General features: G+C 37.3%; 17 protein-coding genes. 10 read left to right on the top strand and 7 right to left on the bottom strand.

Annotated features, from left to right (window positions below):
• Window positions 1-67: 67 nt before the first annotated feature.
• The 4 genes from nhaD to EV201_RS12310 all read left to right on the top strand — a co-directional run bounded on the left by nhaD (window position 68) and on the right by EV201_RS12310 (window position 3638).
• Complete coding sequence (gene nhaD / locus EV201_RS12325) at window positions 68-1456, top strand: sodium:proton antiporter NhaD (protein WP_130307949.1); 1389 nt, start codon at window positions 68-70, stop codon at window positions 1454-1456.
• A gap of 119 nt (window positions 1457-1575) precedes the next feature.
• Window positions 1576-2286, top strand: coding sequence for a MotA/TolQ/ExbB proton channel family protein (locus EV201_RS12320; RefSeq protein WP_130307948.1), 711 nt, complete (start codon window positions 1576-1578; stop codon window positions 2284-2286).
• 8 nt (window positions 2287-2294) lie between these two features.
• Complete coding sequence (locus EV201_RS12315) at window positions 2295-2687, top strand: ExbD/TolR family protein (protein WP_130307947.1); 393 nt, start codon at window positions 2295-2297, stop codon at window positions 2685-2687.
• Window positions 2688-2690: 3 nt separating this feature from the next.
• The gene (locus EV201_RS12310) at window positions 2691-3638 is read left to right on the top strand and encodes a TonB family protein (protein WP_130307946.1); all 948 of its coding nucleotides are present in this window, start codon (window positions 2691-2693) and stop codon (window positions 3636-3638) included.
• Between the two features lie 15 nt (window positions 3639-3653).
• On the opposite strand, the gene EV201_RS12305 is transcribed toward EV201_RS12310, so the two are convergent.
• Both EV201_RS12305 and glyA read right to left on the bottom strand, forming a co-directional pair.
• Window positions 3654-4430, bottom strand: coding sequence for a sulfite exporter TauE/SafE family protein (locus EV201_RS12305; protein WP_130307945.1), 777 nt, complete (start codon window positions 4428-4430; stop codon window positions 3654-3656).
• Window positions 4431-4527: 97 nt separating this feature from the next.
• Window positions 4528-5808, bottom strand: coding sequence for a serine hydroxymethyltransferase (glyA, locus tag EV201_RS12300; protein ID WP_130307944.1), 1281 nt, complete (start codon window positions 5806-5808; stop codon window positions 4528-4530).
• A gap of 492 nt (window positions 5809-6300) precedes the next feature.
• Here glyA and EV201_RS12295 point away from each other — a divergent pair, with 492 nt between their 5' ends.
• Both EV201_RS12295 and EV201_RS12290 read left to right on the top strand, forming a co-directional pair.
• On the top strand, window positions 6301-6783 hold the full coding sequence (locus EV201_RS12295) for a hypothetical protein (protein ID WP_130307943.1): 483 nt from the start codon (window positions 6301-6303) through the stop codon (window positions 6781-6783).
• Between the two features lie 50 nt (window positions 6784-6833).
• Entirely contained in the window at window positions 6834-7340 is a 507-nt protein-coding gene (locus tag EV201_RS12290; protein ID WP_130307942.1) for a hypothetical protein, read from the top strand.
• Between the two features lie 58 nt (window positions 7341-7398).
• On the opposite strand, the gene EV201_RS12285 is transcribed toward EV201_RS12290, so the two are convergent.
• Window positions 7399-8793, bottom strand: coding sequence for an aldehyde dehydrogenase family protein (locus tag EV201_RS12285; RefSeq protein ID WP_207224477.1), 1395 nt, complete (start codon window positions 8791-8793; stop codon window positions 7399-7401).
• 115 nt (window positions 8794-8908) lie between these two features.
• Between EV201_RS12285 and EV201_RS12280 the strand changes: the two genes are divergently transcribed.
• Window positions 8909-9622, top strand: a complete 714-nt coding sequence (locus EV201_RS12280) for an XRE family transcriptional regulator (RefSeq protein ID WP_130307941.1) — start codon at window positions 8909-8911, stop codon at window positions 9620-9622.
• A gap of 143 nt (window positions 9623-9765) precedes the next feature.
• On the top strand, window positions 9766-10698 hold the full coding sequence (locus EV201_RS12275; RefSeq protein WP_130307940.1) for a DMT family transporter: 933 nt from the start codon (window positions 9766-9768) through the stop codon (window positions 10696-10698).
• Window positions 10699-10703: 5 nt separating this feature from the next.
• On the opposite strand, the gene EV201_RS12270 is transcribed toward EV201_RS12275, so the two are convergent.
• The 4 genes from EV201_RS12270 to dinB form a co-directional block, all read right to left on the bottom strand.
• The gene (locus tag EV201_RS12270) at window positions 10704-11612 is read right to left on the bottom strand and encodes a cation diffusion facilitator family transporter (protein ID WP_130307939.1); all 909 of its coding nucleotides are present in this window, start codon (window positions 11610-11612) and stop codon (window positions 10704-10706) included.
• A gap of 42 nt (window positions 11613-11654) precedes the next feature.
• Window positions 11655-12590 (bottom strand): bifunctional metallophosphatase/5'-nucleotidase, encoded by a 936-nt coding sequence (locus EV201_RS12265; RefSeq protein WP_130307938.1) that lies wholly within the window; start codon window positions 12588-12590, stop codon window positions 11655-11657.
• Window positions 12580-13359 (bottom strand): 5'-nucleotidase C-terminal domain-containing protein, encoded by a 780-nt coding sequence (locus EV201_RS12260; protein WP_130307937.1) that lies wholly within the window; start codon window positions 13357-13359, stop codon window positions 12580-12582. Before EV201_RS12260 ends, EV201_RS12265 begins: the two co-directional genes overlap by 11 nt.
• 75 nt (window positions 13360-13434) lie before the next feature.
• Window positions 13435-14505, bottom strand: a complete 1071-nt coding sequence (gene dinB, locus EV201_RS12255; protein WP_130307936.1) for a DNA polymerase IV — start codon at window positions 14503-14505, stop codon at window positions 13435-13437.
• Between the two features lie 149 nt (window positions 14506-14654).
• On the opposite strand from dinB, the gene EV201_RS12250 reads away from it, so the two are divergent.
• On the top strand, window positions 14655-16181 hold the full coding sequence (locus tag EV201_RS12250) for an MATE family efflux transporter (RefSeq protein WP_130307935.1): 1527 nt from the start codon (window positions 14655-14657) through the stop codon (window positions 16179-16181).
• Between the two features lie 24 nt (window positions 16182-16205).
• Entirely contained in the window at window positions 16206-16898 is a 693-nt protein-coding gene (gene mnmC2, locus EV201_RS12245) for a tRNA (5-methylaminomethyl-2-thiouridine)(34)-methyltransferase MnmC2 (protein WP_130307934.1), read from the top strand.
• The last annotated feature ends 205 nt before the right edge of the window (window positions 16899-17103 follow it).

Raw genomic sequence — 17103 nt, 5'->3', positions numbered from 1 at the left:
ATAGCTAAATATGATTATATTAGTGCCTGACAAAAAGCAACTAATTAACTATTAAAACGAAAATAATATGTTTACATTAATGGTCGTGGTTTTTGTTCTTGGCTATATTGCAATCGCTCTGGAACATCCATTAAAAATTGACAAAGCAGCTTCAGCTCTTTTAATTGGAGTTATAACCTGGGTAATTTATGTTGTCGGAGGTGTTGATATTCTAACATCAGGAGTGAGCCGGGCATGGAACGAATACGTTTCGATAAACCCAAGTATGGATAACACGCATGGTATGCTAAACTTCATTACCCACCATGAAGTTCTTCACCACTTATCCGAAATTTCTGCCATTCTTTTCTTCCTTTTGGGAGCTATGACCATTGTTGAAATTGTAGATCAACATCAAGGTTTTAAGATTATCACTGATAAGATTAAAACAACAAATAAAATTAAACTTCTTTGGGTATTAAGTATCCTAACATTCTTCATGTCAGCAACTCTGGATAATTTAACAACAACAATTGTTCTGGTTGCCTTAATTAGAAAATTAATTGATGATCAAAAAGACCGATGGTTCTTTGCATCGATGGTTGTACTAGCTGCAAATGCAGGTGGAGCTTGGTCTCCAATTGGTGACGTTACAACTATTATGCTGTGGATTGGTGGACAGGTATCTACTATTAATATTGTCACACGTGTATTCTTACCTAGTCTGGCTACAATGATTGTTCCTCTTGTAATTGTTAGCTTCTACATGAAAGGAGAAATAACTCGACCACAAGTGTCTAATAATGGTAATGATAATTATATCACTCAAAAAGAAAGTCTTTTTATTCTATGTTTAGGTGTTTCTGCACTTCTGTTTGTGCCTGTATTCAAAACAGTAACACACTTACCTCCATATCTGGGCATGTTATTCGGACTGGGCGTTATGTGGGTTGTAACAGAAATTATGCATCGCCACAAAGGTCATGAATCTAAATCCCGTTTAAATGTTACCGGTGTTTTGAAAAAAGTCGACGTTCCAACGGTCTTATTCTTTTTAGGTATTCTATCTGCTGTATCAAGTATGCAGTCAGCGGGTCACCTTGACATTTTAGCTTCATGGTTGGATAAAAACATCCATAACATCTATGTCATCAACCTAATAATTGGAGCTCTCTCATCAGTGGTTGACAATGTTCCTTTAGTCGCTGCAGCTATGGGCATGTATCCGATTGAAGGTATTCAGGCTGTTGGTTATGCTTCAAACTTTGTTCAGGATGGATTATTCTGGGAATTCTTAGCCTATTGTGCCGGAACCGGAGGATCTATGTTAATTATCGGTTCTGCTGCCGGAGTTGCTGCAATGGGAATGGAAAAAATCGATTTCATTTGGTACTTGAAGAAAATCAGTCTTCTCGCTCTAATTGGATACCTTGCTGGTGCAGGTGTTTACATCATCCAGGCTATGATATTGCATTAAAGAAAATTTTCTCATAATTTCTATGAGGAAACAAAAAACAATAATATTACTTTAGCGAGATATAATATTCTATATTATATCTCGTTTTTTATATACAGATAAATCAGAAAATTGACAATATGAATTACCTTTTGATGTTTGCAAGTCTTCAGAACATAGCTCAAACTGAAGATATTATCAACGAAACTGGAACCCAATCAAGTGAAATAACACTTAATTTTATCGATTTAGCTTTCAAAGGTGGCTGGATCATGATTCCTATCTTTGCCTTATCAATTATTGCGATTTGGATTTTCTTTGAGCGTTTTCATGCCATTCGGAAAGCTTCAAAGAAGGATGATAACTTCATGAATCGAATTAAGGATTACATTCATGATGGTAAAATCGATTCTGCTCTATCGCTGTGTGAATCGCATAACACCCCGGTTTCAAGAATGATTTCAAAAGGGGTAAAACGCATTGGTCGACCGCTAAACGATGTGAATGCAGCTATTGAAAATATTGGAAACCTTGAAGTTTCAATGCTTGAGAAAAATTTACCAACCCTTGCAACTGTTGCTGGTGCGGCCCCTATGATTGGTTTCCTGGGTACTGTAATGGGAATGATTCAGGCCTTTTATGCCATGGCTAATGCTGGAAATAATATCGATGTTTCTCTTCTTGCAAATGGTATTTACACAGCTATGGTTACAACTGTTGCAGGACTTGTCGTGGGTATTATTGCCTACTTTGCCTACAACATTTTGGTTGCCAAAGTTGAAAAAGTTGTTTTCACAATGGAAGCGACTACAACTGAATTTATGGATCTTTTGAATGAACCTATCAAGTAAGTCACACTATGGCATTAAAATCAAGAAATAAAGTCAACGCCAATTTCAGTATGTCATCTATGACTGATATTGTCTTTTTACTGTTGATCTTTTTTATGGTAACATCGACTTTAATTGCACCCAATGCATTAAAATTGTTATTGCCAAAAAGTAGCAGTCAAACGGCTGCCAATCCGATAACATCGGTATCGATAGATAAGCACTACAACTTTTATATCGAAACAACGCCTACACCATTCTCAAAACTTGAAGGGAAACTACAACGAATGCTGGCCAAACACGAAGATCCAACAATTTCGCTTCACGTGGACAAATCCGTCCCTATGGAACAGGTTGTAAAAGTGATGAACATAGCCAAAAACAATAAATACAAACTGATTTTAGCAACTTCAGCAAAATAATATATGAAGGATTCCGGAAGTAAACGTGTCGGTTTTGTGGGAACTTTATTGTTTCACGCAGCAATTGTTGCACTCCTGTTTTTTCTGGGTTTCCGTACTCCCCTGCCTTTACCTGAAGAGGAAGGTATCCTTATTAATTTTGGTAATACCGATCAAGGAGCCGGAAACAAAAGACCTGCTCCAACACAATCGCGATCAGCAAAAAAATCAAATCCTAAGCCGGTTGTTAAAAAGAAAAACGTTGTAAAAGCAGTTAAAAAAACAGCCAGTTCGCCAAAAGAAAAAATCCTGACTCAGAACACCGAAGATGCGCCCAGCCTTCCATCTGCTGAAGAAATTGCAAAAAACAAAGCGAAGGAAGAAAAGGCAAAAAAACTAAAAAGAGAACGAGAAAAAGCAAAGCAAATCGAAACCGAAAAGAGACGTCTTGCTGAGCAAAAAAGACTTCAAGAAGAAAAAGCCGAGCAAGAAAGATTGGCTAAAATAGAACGTGATAGATTGGCCGAGTTGGCTCGTCAGGAAAAGATTGCCAAAATCAATAATAAAACAAAAAATGCTTTTGGTAGTGGCACATCAAATGCCAGTTCACAGGGAAAAACATTTCCTTCTGGCAATCAGGGCAAAACAAATGGATCTGCAGATTCAAACAATTACACAGGTAGCGGGCTTGGTAATAAGGGGTACTCTTTTGATCTAAAGGGACGAAATTCGATTTCCATACCCAAACCGAAATACGACCTTCAGGAAAGTGGAAAAGTTGTGGTAGAAGTAACAGTTGATCGAAATGGGAAAGTAACCAGTGCCCGACCAGGTGTTTCAGGTTCAACCACAGCCAATATCACACTACTAGAGGCAGCAAAAAAAGCCGCACTAAAAGCCAAATTCAATTCTGACAGTAAAGCTCCTGCCTATCAGCGTGGTACCATCACCTATCACTTTCAATTAGACTAGATCTTATAACGTCTTCTATTTAAGAATCATCATAAACAGATCGAATACACCTAAAAATTTGATTGAAGCAACTATAATCACTCCCATTAGAATATAACGTACATATTTAGCTCCCCAACTTACAGCGAATTTGGTTCCAAACCAAGCTCCAATCATATTTCCCAATCCGAGAATTAATCCAATTTTGTAATCGACTTGATCGTTATAAATAAATACCCCTAAAGCAAAGGCAGTATAGAGTAGGACTATAAATATTTTAATCGCATTGGCTTTCACCAAATTAAATCCAGCTCCAAGAACTAAACCTGCCAGAAGAAAAAAACCAACGCCTGCCTGGATAAAACCACCATAAAAACCAATGAAAAAGAAGATGATATGCTGACTCAAAGTCGGTCTTTTGCCCATTTTACCAGCCTGCCCTTTGACCCAGGCATCTGGTTTATAAAGGACAATGAAAAAAAGAACGATTAAAATAGCCCCAATCGTCCTCTCCATTATTTTCTCGTTAATATTCACCGCAAAAACAGCCCCAAGAATTGAACCGACGATAGCAGGTAATGCTAAACCAATTCCTTCCTTATATTTAAAAACCTTTTGCTGTTTAAAACTAGCAACACCAACAATGTTTTGCATTAAAATAGCTATACGCAAAGTACCATTAGCCACTGTAGCCGGCAAACCTAGAAAAATCAGCAAAGCCAAAATTAAGATAGAGCCACTCCCGGCTAAGACATTGATAAAACCAGCAAATGCGCCTGCTAATACAACTAAAATATACGAGTACCATTCCATAAATCTATTCCTTCAAGAATCAAACAAAATCTTTTACAAGGTAAAAAAATAAAGGCCACCCATAAGGCAGCCTTTGAAATATATCAATAATAAAAAATTACCAAGCAAACATAGGACGCTCAGTCATCATTTCATTAACGCGAGTTTTAACAGCTGCAATAGCTTCCTCATTATCGATATTAGAGATTACCTCATCAATCATTTGAACGATAATTGGCATTTCAGTTTCCTTAAGACCACGAGTTGTGATTGCAGGAGTACCTACACGAATACCTGAAGTAGAGAAAGGAGAACGCGTATCAAAAGGAACCATGTTCTTGTTGATAGTGATATCAGCTTTTACCAATGTATTCTCAACTTTTTTACCTGTAATTTCAGGGAATTTAGAACGTAAATCAACCAACATAGAGTGATTATCTGTTCCATCAGAAATAACTTTATAACCAAGTTTCATGAACTCTTCAGCCATTACCTTAGCATTCTTCTGCATCTGAATAGCGTACTCTTTATAGCTATCAGTTAAAGCCTCACCAAAAGCAACAGCTTTAGCAGCAATAACGTGCTCTAAAGGACCACCTTGCTGTCCTGGGAATACTGCAAAATCCAAAACCGCAGACATCATCTTCGTTTCTCCTTTAGGCGTTTTAGCACCAAATGGATTTGGAAAATCTTTTCCTACGATGATCAAACCACCACGTGGCCCACGAAGTGTTTTATGAGTTGTTGTTGTACAAACGTGACAATGAGGAACTGGGTTGCTCAATAAACCTTTAGCAATTAAACCTGCTGGGTGAGCAATATCAGCCATTAAAATAGCACCTACTTTGTCAGCGATTTCACGTAAACGTGGAAAATCCCAATCACGAGAATATGCCGAAGCACCAGCAACAATCATTTTTGGATTATTCTCCAAAGCTAATTTTTCTACCTCATCATAATCAACCATTCCAGTTTCCTCGCTTACATGGTAAGGAATTGGATTATATAGGTTACCAGAAAGGTTTACAGGAGAACCATGAGAAAGGTGACCACCATGGGCCAAATCTAATCCCAAGAAAGTATCACCAGGTTTCATACATGCATAAAATACTGCAGCATTCGCCTGAGCACCTGAGTGAGGTTGTACGTTAGCATACTCTGCACCAAATAATTCACAAGCTCTATCAATTGCCAATTGCTCAGTTTGATCTACAATCTGACAACCACCATAGTAACGCTTTCCAGGATATCCCTCAGCATACTTGTTGGTTAAACATGAACCCATAGCCTGCATTACTTGCTCACTAACGAAGTTCTCTGAAGCGATCAATTCGATTCCTTCTTTCTGGCGATTGTGTTCTTGTCCAATCAGGTCAAAAATAAGAGTATCTCTTTCCATTGTTGTTTTTTCTTTTGTTTGTATTTTATAAAATCTGTCAGTTCTATTTATAAGTTATACTAAAAGATCTCACTAAAAGCATAACCCAAATCAATTCGATTACAAGCCCAATAAATCAACCACAACCTACTGAATTACAAGTTGTCATTCAATATAAAAGAGATCGATTTCTGCCTGTATTCATTTTTCCAAAAATAGACATTTAGCCCTATTAAAAAAACATTTGAGACCTTTTTTACAATAGCTTTTAACGATTATCTTAAATCCTTAATAAACAGAAGTCTAAAACAATTTAAAACGAATGACTATTCCTCGAGTTATAAAATAAATCACTTTTAATAAAAAATAGTGTAACCATTTCTTGATTTCAAATACTAATAATAACATCATGCCAATTTTTATGTTTGGAATTGCACTCTTTTTATTACATTTATTACCAATTTCAATTGAAAAAGAACTTTGAAATATTATCACAAACCAAAAATCTCTGACATGGAAACACTTTCTGTTCATCCAAATCCTCGTCCAACCCTACTCACTGTACTTTGCATCTTGACATTTATAGGTAGTGGTATAGGTGCTTTAGGCAATCTGGTAGCCATGTTTTTTGCTCCTTTTATGGATCTGTTTCAACCCTGTATGTGGGATGATGCCTATAGTCATTTGGGTAACGATGCGGGTGCTTTAATCGCTAAACAAGCTCTTGACATGGCTCAAGTCGTTTTTGATAACTTTTTAGCCATCTCACTTTCCAAATTTATATTATTTGCTTTGAGTTTAGTTGGCGCAATTATGATGTTTAAAATGAAGAGAATCGGTTTTTACCTTTATACCGCTGCTCAGGTTGGATTTCTGTTTGTAGCCCCTATTTTTATAGGTTGGAATCTATTTGTCAGTATGGCCCTTTTATTCTCAGGATTTTTCTCAGCCTTATTCATTGCCTTATATGCAGTCAATCTAAAACACATGTCTTAATTATTCAATAATCAATTAATAACCTATACTAATACATTAATTTTCACCCAATGGAAGACAATATTTCACAGGTAGTATTACCTAAAAAAAGACCAACATTTATTACAGTTCTGTGTATCCTATCATTTATTGGTAGTGGCGGATTTGGATTACTACAGTCTGTTTATCAGTATGTGACTTTTGACCAAACGTATCCTGATAAAGTAGCTCAAATTGAAGAAGGAATTCAGAAACTTGAGGATGCAGGAATGGATTCAGGTTTTTTCTATGAGTCAGCTCAAAATGGACTTTTAGTTCTTGAAAAAACGGCTGAGAATTTAGCCCCTATGACTGCAACTAACGTTCTGTTTGCCTTATTAAGCTTATTAGGTATCTTCTTAATGTTCAAACTTAAAAAGAATGGGTTTTATCTATACTCTGTTGTCAATCTTTTTTGGATGCTCGTTCCTATCTATTTTATAGGAATGGAAGTTGGTATGATGACACTCGGAATAGGAGGCTTCATTACGATTCTCTTCATCATCCTTTACGCCGTCAACTTAAAACATATGGAGTAATCTCAAACTCAAAAAAACTAAAGAGGCTGTCCAATAAAACAGCCTCTTTTTATATCCTCTAAATCGATTTGGATCGGATAACCATTAATTTATCACGCGTCATTTCTTTCATTGAATAAGGGATCCCTCCCACACCGATTCCTGATGCATCCCTGCCACCAAAAGGCATCCAGTCCACACGAAAAGCTGTATGATCATTCACCATCACCGCGGAAGCATTGAGTTGATTAACTGTGTCCAATGCTTTATCCATATCCTTAGTAAATATCGAAGCTTGAAAGGCCAAGTCCAATGAATTGCTGCGATCAATAGCTTCCTGCAATTTTCCATAAGGATAAATACAAACAACAGGACCAAACACTTCAAGTTTTGAGACTTTCGATTCCTCTGCAGGATTTAACAAGACAGTTGGCAGGTAACAAGTTTCCATACACTTGTGCCCCCCGCACAGTAATTCAGCCCCTTCTTCTACAGCCTCACACACCCATTTATGAACACGATCCTGTTCTTCGGAATCAATTAAAGGTCCCACTTCAGTGAACGGATCCAAAGGATCGCCAACCTTAATTGCTTTTGCATAAGCCACTAATTTCTGGCTAAATTCATCCACAATAGACTTGTGTACATATATTCTCTGAACAGATACACAAACCTGACCTGCATGATAAAATGCCCCCTTGCCCAATAAAGTCACAGCTTCGTCAATATCTGTATCGGCTTGCACAATTACCGGAGCGGAACCACCGTGTTCCATGGCACAATGTGTGCCTGGAGCCAACTTCGATCGTAATGACCACCCCACTTCTGCCGAACCAATAAAAGAGAAATAATTCACGCGCTTGTCCTTAACCATCAATTCAGCATTTTCACGATTACAGATCACCACCTCGACCCAGTCTGCAGGCAAACCCGCCTCTTTCATCATTTTAACCAACTCGATAGCAGACAAAGGTGTGCTGCTTGCTGGCTTGATAATAACGGGGCAACCAACAGCAAAAGCCGGAATAATCTGATGGACAGCAAGATTTAAGGGATGATTAAAAGCCGATATGCTTAGCACAACTCCAATGGGTTCGGGCATCGTAAAGGCTAATCGATTAAGTGAAGCTGCCGTCATTCCCATAGGAATTTGCTCCCCTTTTATCTGACCCATATACTCAATTGCCAATTGAACCCCATTAATCGCACGAAGCACTTCAACCTTACTATCCTGATAAGGTTTCCCGCCTTCAGATGCTGCAATCTTAGTTAATTCTTCAATTTTGGCTTCCATCAATTTCTTGGTTCTTTCCAGAATCTCAATTCGCTCGTAAGGTTTCAACCATCGTGTTCGATCTTGAAATAATGCATACGCATTAGCCATTTTTTCTTCAACCTGTTGACCATCCATTAAGGGAATTTCCTGAAGCAATCGACCATTGAAAGGTGATCTTACTTTTATACTTGTCATCATAAATATTTTTTGATTTTGTAATCACCAAAATACAAGAATTCAAAGCCAATATCAACAAGTATTCTTTACTTTTGCACGAATTTTTAGTTTATCACATTCATCAGAACGAATTATTATGCAATATCTCGCACAGAATTTGAAATACCTTCGCTTAAGAAAACGATTATCTCAAACAAAACTTTCTTTTAAAATAGGTATTGGTGCCTCATCCATATCCGCTTATGAGAAAAAAAGATCGACACCCAAACTTGATACACTTCTTAAATTCACGAAGTTCTACAATCGAGCTTTGGATGAACTCGTACTAACCGATATTAGCGCTCAGGACAAAGAAAAACTTCAGGATACCAAAGGCGATAAACTAAGGATTCTCCCCATTGTTGTGGATGATCAAAATGAAGAGATGATCACACTTGTTCCTGTAAAGGCGGCGGCTGGTTATTTAAATGGCTATTCGGATACTGAATTTATTAGTGAACTTCCAAACTTCAGAATGCCCTTTGCAGAACTGTCGGAAAACAAAAGCTACCGTGCTTTCCAAATTGAAGGCGAAAGTATGTTACCCATACCTGCTGGTGCCTATATCATTTGTGAATATGTACAAGATTGGGAACTGATTCGGAATGGATCCTGTCATGTTGTTGTCAGTACTGAAGATGGAATCGTTTACAAGCGTGTTCAAAAGGATTTGGATAACAATCAATTTATCCTGCATTCGGACAATCCGGAATATTCAACATTTGAAATCGGCTTAAATCAAGTTTTGGAAGTCTGGAAAGCCTTGGGCTATGTTTGTTTTGACTTACCCGTTATTCAAAATCAAGATTAAGAAACTCACAATCAAACCATAACACAAAGAGATAATTTATTGAAAACAAGACTAAAATCATATCCGAATGCGTCTATTATTCTAAAAAAATAGTTTACTTTCGTCCTGCTTAAACTCATTCTAAATAATTTAATCCGACCAAAATGGGAAACTCAGGAATATCAACAAATCTTAAAGGGGTTTTATTTGCTTGCCTAACGGCTTTTCTTTGGGGCTTTTTGCCAATTTTTCTGAAGATCTCACTTAAATACCTTGATCCAAGTTCTATTGTTTGGTTCCGATTTACATTTGCTGCTTCTGTTCTCTTTATCTACTTCTTAGTAATGGATAGAAAACAGCTTCAGATATTTAAGCGTCCCCCTGTTCTGCTTGTAATTGCTGCCTTAGGATTGGGATTAAACTATATGGGCTTTCTCCAAGGGGTTAACTACACGAGTCCAAGTAATGCGCAAATCATTATACAAACGGGTCCTATCCTATTAGCTCTGGTTGGTTTCGTCGTTTATAAAGAAAGACTGAACAACAAGCAGATTGGGGGATTTGCTATTGCCGGCATTGGTCTAATCCTGTTTTATCAAAATCAATTACAAGGGTTTCTTCACGATCCTCAAGCTTTTAACAAAGGATTCTTATGGATTGAGATTGGGGCTGTTGCCTGGGTTTTGTATGCTGCACTTCAAAAAAAATTGGTACAAAAACATCCTGCCCAAACACTGAACATGTTTCTTTACGGATTACCTGCTTTACTTTACACCCCAACTGTTGATTTTCCTGCTTTCGCAGATTTAAGCCTCCCCATTTGGTTGATCGTCATTTTCCTTGGGGTAAATACGCTTGTTGCCTATGGTTCTTTAGCTTTTGCCTTTAAATATACCGAGGCCTACAAAGTTAGTATCATTGTCACTTTGAATCCCATCATCACCCTCATCACAATGGCAGTGCTTTCCGGTCTTCAAGTGAATTGGATCAAGACTGAAAATTTAGATCCAATTTCAATGATTGGGGCTGTGTGCGTTATTGGCGGTGCAATAATTGCCGTTTTCTTTGCCCGGGAAAATAAAGTCATCAAAACTTAAGAAAACTAATCAATATCAAAACCTTCAGTTTCAACCTCATCAAGAGGATCAATATGAAGTGTTGCTGAATAAGCATATTCCTTAGTGATTTCATTTTCGATATGATCGACAATTTCATGAGCCTCTCGAATTGACATTTCAGGAGGCAAACAAATATGAAAGGTAATTTCATTATGATCGCCATAAGAATGAACATGGAAATGATGCGGATGTAAATTTTCAGGATAACAACGCTCACAAGTTCGTTTTAGCTTTTCGATAATTTCCGCCGAAGGGCTCTCACCTAAAAGCGTGTAAATGGAATCGCGAATAATTTCGTAGGCTGCGTAACCAATCAATAAAGCAACAACAAGTCCTAAAGCACCATCGAGCCACCAAAAATACTTACCCAAAAAGATACCAATCAAAATAATTAATGAAGAAATCGCATCACTCCTATGATGCCATGCATCGGCTTTTAATACCTTCGATTCAGATTTTCGTGCCCCCCAGAAAGCAAACTGAGCCAGCAATTCTTTTAAAATCACAGAGGCAATCATCACATAAATAGCCAAAGGGCCAAACATGGAACCTTCTCCATTTTTAAGCGTATCGTAGGATTGCAGAATAAAATCAAAAGCCACAAGCATCAGCATAATTCCAATGACAAAAGCTGCAATTAAATCGGCACGACCATGTCCAAATGGATGCTCTTTATCGGCAGGTTTTTTGGAGAATTTTGCACCCAGTAACACTATAACCGAGCTCAAACTATCAGACAACGTATGCCAGGCATCAGCCATAATAGCAATAGATCCCGTAACGATTCCGGCCCAATATTTAAGTGCAAATAATAAAATATTAGCTACAATTGAAAGCACACCTTCTACATAAGGTAAATTGGACTTATCCAGCTTCTTAAAGACGTTCTTCATTTACTTTAAATTTTGATTCCGAATCAGAATCGCATACAAACATTAGGCTTCCAATCTTTTATCAATGGAATGTAAACTTGAACTTGCAAGCTTAATGCCCTCTTCCTTATCGATATAAAAATCAATTCGGCCAAGAGCAATACCAGCCCATCCAACCTGATTGATAACGACTTCTTTGTCATCTAAATTACGAACACGAGTTGCAGTTTCCAACAAGGTGTGCGAATGGCCTCCTAAAATGACATCAATACCCGACGTGCTTTTCGCCAACTTTATATCACACATGTCATCAGTATCGCTGCTATAGCCTAAGTGAGACAAACAAATAATAAGGTCACACTTCTCATTATCCTTCAAAAGGGCAACCATTTTCTCTGCCATATAAATTGGATCAATATATTCAACCCCCTCACAATTTTTACTTGCAACCAGTCCTTCCAACTCAACACCTAAACCAAAGATACCAATCTTGATGTTGTCTTTGAAGAAAATTTTGTACGGATTTATCTTTCCTTCTAAGACTGTTCCCGTAAAATCGTAATTTGAGTTGATAAATGGGAAATTCATATGATTCATCTGAGATGAAATCCCAACAAGACCATTATCAAATTCATGATTCCCGATTGTACCTGCATCATAGCCCATCTTTGACATCAGCTTCAACTCAGCTTCACCTTTAAAAAAATTGAAATAAGGTGTCCCTTGATATATATCACCACAATCAAGCAATAAGGTGTGCTCTTCTTCTCGTCTTATTCTTTTAACCAGGGCATTAATTCGAGCAAAACCACCCAAGCCAGGATGCTTCGGATCTGATTCCGGAAAAGGATCGATATGAGAATGCATATCATTCGTGTGTAGCAATGTTATTTTCGTCAGCTTGTTCTTGGCTGCTTTGGAGCTGAATGAATAGCCACCTAAACCTAAAAAAAGGCCTCCCATTCCCAACTTCTTAAAAAAATCTCTTCTATTGCTCATAGTAAATCCTCCCATCTAATTCAGACTTAATTCCAGTTCCTGACTGGTACAAAGTCTTGGCATGTGCTATAATCGCTTCACGTAATTTCATGTGCATATGACGAAAATTCTCTCGTTTATCAAAAGAATTCATTCCATCTCCTCCATTTACCAGGTAGTCGATACTAATGATATGGTAAATCTTATTTAAATCCAGTTTTTCGCTACCAATTTTAACATCGACAGCTTTCCCGTCTTTTATTCCCATCTTTATTCCTGAAACCCCTTCACCTTTTTTAGCAGCCAAATATCTCAAAACATTTTTCAAATCAGCCCCCTTCATACCAATGATCACAAGTTTGTTTTCAAATGGCAAAAGTTCAAACATCTTTCCTGTAGTTATTGTTCCTTTGGGAAGGCTGGTTCGCAAACCACCATTATTAATAATCGATAAATCGACACCATGACTAAGATGATTTTCAAGGCAATACTGATTGCCGATTTCAAGCATTGCATCAGCAATATAGTTGCTCAATAAAGACTCTGGCTTACCCGACATTAATGCTTCAGAACTTACCGATACGATTTGATTCATCTGAGAATCAATCCCGGTTTTATACAAACTGATCAAATTAATGAAGGCCGTATCCTGCGAAGCTTGCTGATCCAAACAAGAATCTATACTAAAATTGGTATCAAAAACCCCGGCTTCTTGCTGAGATTGAGGTGAGCAGGCAACTACAAAAATTAAGCAAGTTGCCCACAACAAATAACTTAGGTGTTTTAACATCCTTAAATCTTTTAATGAGATGCAAAAATAGAAAAATCATTCTGAATGAATGATATGAATTCAGCATTCATTAAACTAAAAATCGAAGGTTAATTGGATCACTTCGTTAGGTTTCATTTGATTGGAAATCCCGATGCCAAGCAAACGCACACTATCTGTCAACTCGAGCTGATTGAGCAACTTATTCGACAGGTCTAAAATTTCACGATATTCCGTTATCTCATGCAAAACTGTACGAGAGCGGGTTATTTGTTCGAAATTACTATACTTGATTTTCAAACTAATTGTTCGGCCTTTAAATTTAGTCCTCTTTAAGCGTTTATGAAGATCCAAAGTGGCCTCTTCCAGCCTTTTTTTAAGTTCCTCTTTACTTCTAATATCATCGTGAAAGGTATTTTCAGTACTTACCGATTTCCTGATCCGATTCGGATTTACCTCTCTATCGTCAATTCCACGGGCAATATTATAGTAGTAAGCTCCATTCTTTCCAAACAAACGGGTCAGTTCCAATAATGAACGTTTCTTTAAATCTTTCCCATGAAAAATGCCAATCTGATGCATCTTTTCTGTCGTCACCTTCCCGACACCATAAAACTTCTCAATGCTCAATTTCTCAATAAACGACGCTACCATTTTGGGTTTAATCACAAATAAGCCATCTGGTTTTTGGTAATCAGATGCTATTTTAGCCAAAAACTTATTCACCGAAATACCTGCCGAAGCCGTCAAACCTGTTTCCTCTTTTATTCTTCGCTTTATTTCTTCAGCTATTGCAGTTGCAGAAGGTAAACCTTTCTTATTTTGACTAACATCGAGAAAAGCCTCATCAATCGAAAGGGGTTCAACCAAATCGGTGAACTCATGAAAAATAGCCATAATCTGATTCGAAACCTCCTTGTATCTCGAATGGCGAGGCTTCACAAAAATAAGGTGTGGGCAGCGTTTCAATGCGGTTTTAGATGGCAAAGCCGATCGCACCCCAAATTTTCTCGCTTCATAGCTAGCCGCTGCAACAACACCTCTGTCTCCACCTCCGCCTACAGCCACCGCTTTACCCTTAAGTTCAGGATTATCTTTCTGCTCAACCGAAGCAAAAAAAGCATCCATATCAATATGAATTATTTTCCTGATTATTTCTTCACTCATAATGGCTACAAGATCTGAATTAATCGAGCTATTTTCAATATTATTACTTGTATTTCTTAATTTTGCATGACATTATTTTCACAAGCTTTTATACAAAGACAAACGTAAAAAGCTTTCGTTCATATTTTAATCAGCTTAAAGTCAAATTTGTGTCACGGATAAAAGATCTTACTTCAGGAAATATATTCTCTCAGATACTCAAACTTGCTATTCCTATTATAGCAACTTCTTTCGTACAAATGGCCTACAATATGATCGATATGGCCTGGTTGGGGAATGTAGGGAGCGAAACTGTTGGAGCTGTGGGAATGGCTGGTTATCTCGTATGGCTGGGATCTTCCCTAATGTATATTCCTAAAATTGGTGCCGAAGTTTGCATTTCACAATCTATAGGACGCAAGAATATGGATGAAGCCACAGCCTTCACTCGAAATGCTTTGGGTCTTTCATTAGTTCTTTCTATTGGTTTTGCGATACTTGTATGGTTATTTACGGGATCAATTATAAGTCTGTTTCAGATTGAGAGTGATTTTGTAAACCAAACCGCATTTACATATTTAAGAATTGTAGCGCTTGGCATGCCTTTCACTTATTCTAACATTACATTGTCAGCTATTTATAATGGAACAGGCAAAACAAAAATTCCTTTCTTCGTAAATGCTGTAGGTCTGATTATTAATATGATTATCGATCCAATCCTGATTTTCGGATGGGGACCTATTCCTGCTATGGGTGCTGAAGGAGCAGCAATTGCAACTGTTAGTTCTCAGCTTTTGGTATTCGGGATATTTATTTTCTTATTAAAAGGAAAATATCAACCACTTTCAACCAAACACTATTTAGGCAAATTACAAAAGCAGTTCTTAACACCAATCGTTAAAATAGGAGGACCAGTTGCTTTACAATCCGCATGTTTTGCCTTATTAGCCATCGTTCTTGCACGAGTCATGAATAATATTGCACAAGGAAACAGTATGCCCTTATCCGTACAATCCATAGGCTCTCAGGTTGAAGCTCTTTCCTGGATGACAGCCTTAGGCTTTTCGTCAGCACTGGGAACTTTTACGGGGCAAAACTTTGGAGCCAAACGTTGGGACAGAATCCAAAAAGGTTTTTTTATCACTTTAGGTATTGCTTCATTTTTAGGCTTAATCAGTACTGCTTTATTTTATTTTTTTGGAGCCGAAGTCTTCAGCCTTTTTATAAAAGGAAACGAACCTGCTGTTTTAAAAATGGGTGTTGTTTATTTAATCATCCTCAGCTATTCACAAATTTTCATGTGCGTTGAAATTACAGCAACAGGGGCTTTTAATGGCATTGGTAAAGCCATGCCTCCAGCCATTATTGGGATAAGCGGAAATATATTACGTATCCCATTTGCATTTATTTTTGCCTATAGTCTTGTTGAAATCCTACCACTTTTTCAAGAGTATCTTAAGCACGAATTTGTACCTGTCACAGCAGTTTGGTGGGGCCTTACCCTGTCGAGTATACTCAAAGGCAGTTTCTTGTTTTTTGGGTTTATTATCGTGTTGCTTCGTCATCCGGATAATGATCAGGAATTACCCTTTCAGAAGAAATGGATTAGCTTGTTACCAAGTCGATTACGACAACAAGCTGTTATCATTTCACCAATTAAACCTGAAAAAAATCAGACCAGTAAAAGAGAATCATAGTACTATGCATTATTAATTGCCACCATGCTGAAAAGAGAAATAAAATTAACCGAAGATGGTTCACACACCATATTTATTCCAGAATTGAACGAACATTATCATTCAACACATGGTGCTATTCAGGAAGCCATACATGTTTACATAAATGCAGGTTTGCGATTTTCTGATAAAAACCCGATTCGTATTTTAGAAATTGGCTTTGGAACCGGTCTCAATGCCTACCTAAGTCTTGTTGAAGCTGAGACTCATAAAAGGTTGATTGAATATCACAGCATAGAACGCTACCCCGTTGAGGAAGATCAACTCAAAGTCCTGAATTATCCCCAACAAATTGATTTTAAAAACACCGATTTATTTAACAAATTACATCAGGTTAAATGGAATCAAACGTATCAGATATCTGACTATTTCAACCTAAAAAAAATAGAGGGAGACTTAAAAAAGATTACTTTGGAAGATAAATATGATCTGATTTATTTTGATGCCTTTGCTCCCGATATTCAGCCTGAGCTATGGCATGAAAATATCTTCAAAAAAATATATAATTGTTCCAATACCGATGCTAGTCTAGTTACTTATTGCTCAAAAGGGATTGTGAAAAGAGCCCTTCGGGCATCTGGTTTTGAAGTCAAAAGACTAGCAGGTCCTCCAGGCAAACATCATATTCTCAGAGCATCAAAAATTGAGGGTTTCAATTTCGAAGATGAGAGCCAATAAATTTAAAAAAATCTTAAAAAACGCCCCCTTTCCTAGCATTCTTATCGAAAACTATTAACTTAGGGCTTTGTTTTTTTCAAACAACATAATTAACTGAAAAACAATATAATAACTATTTCTCAAACCAAATGAGGATTAATTTCAATTGCAAGTGTTTTAGAATCTGCAATTTGATATTTTAAACTCTTTTTTGAGACGAATAATT

The sequence above is a fragment of the Ancylomarina subtilis genome, from assembly GCF_004217115.1.
GTDB classification, from domain to species: domain Bacteria; phylum Bacteroidota; class Bacteroidia; order Bacteroidales; family Marinifilaceae; genus Ancylomarina; species Ancylomarina subtilis.
Note: the sequence above shows the minus strand (reverse complement) of the source record. Positions and strands in the feature narration are given on the sequence as shown.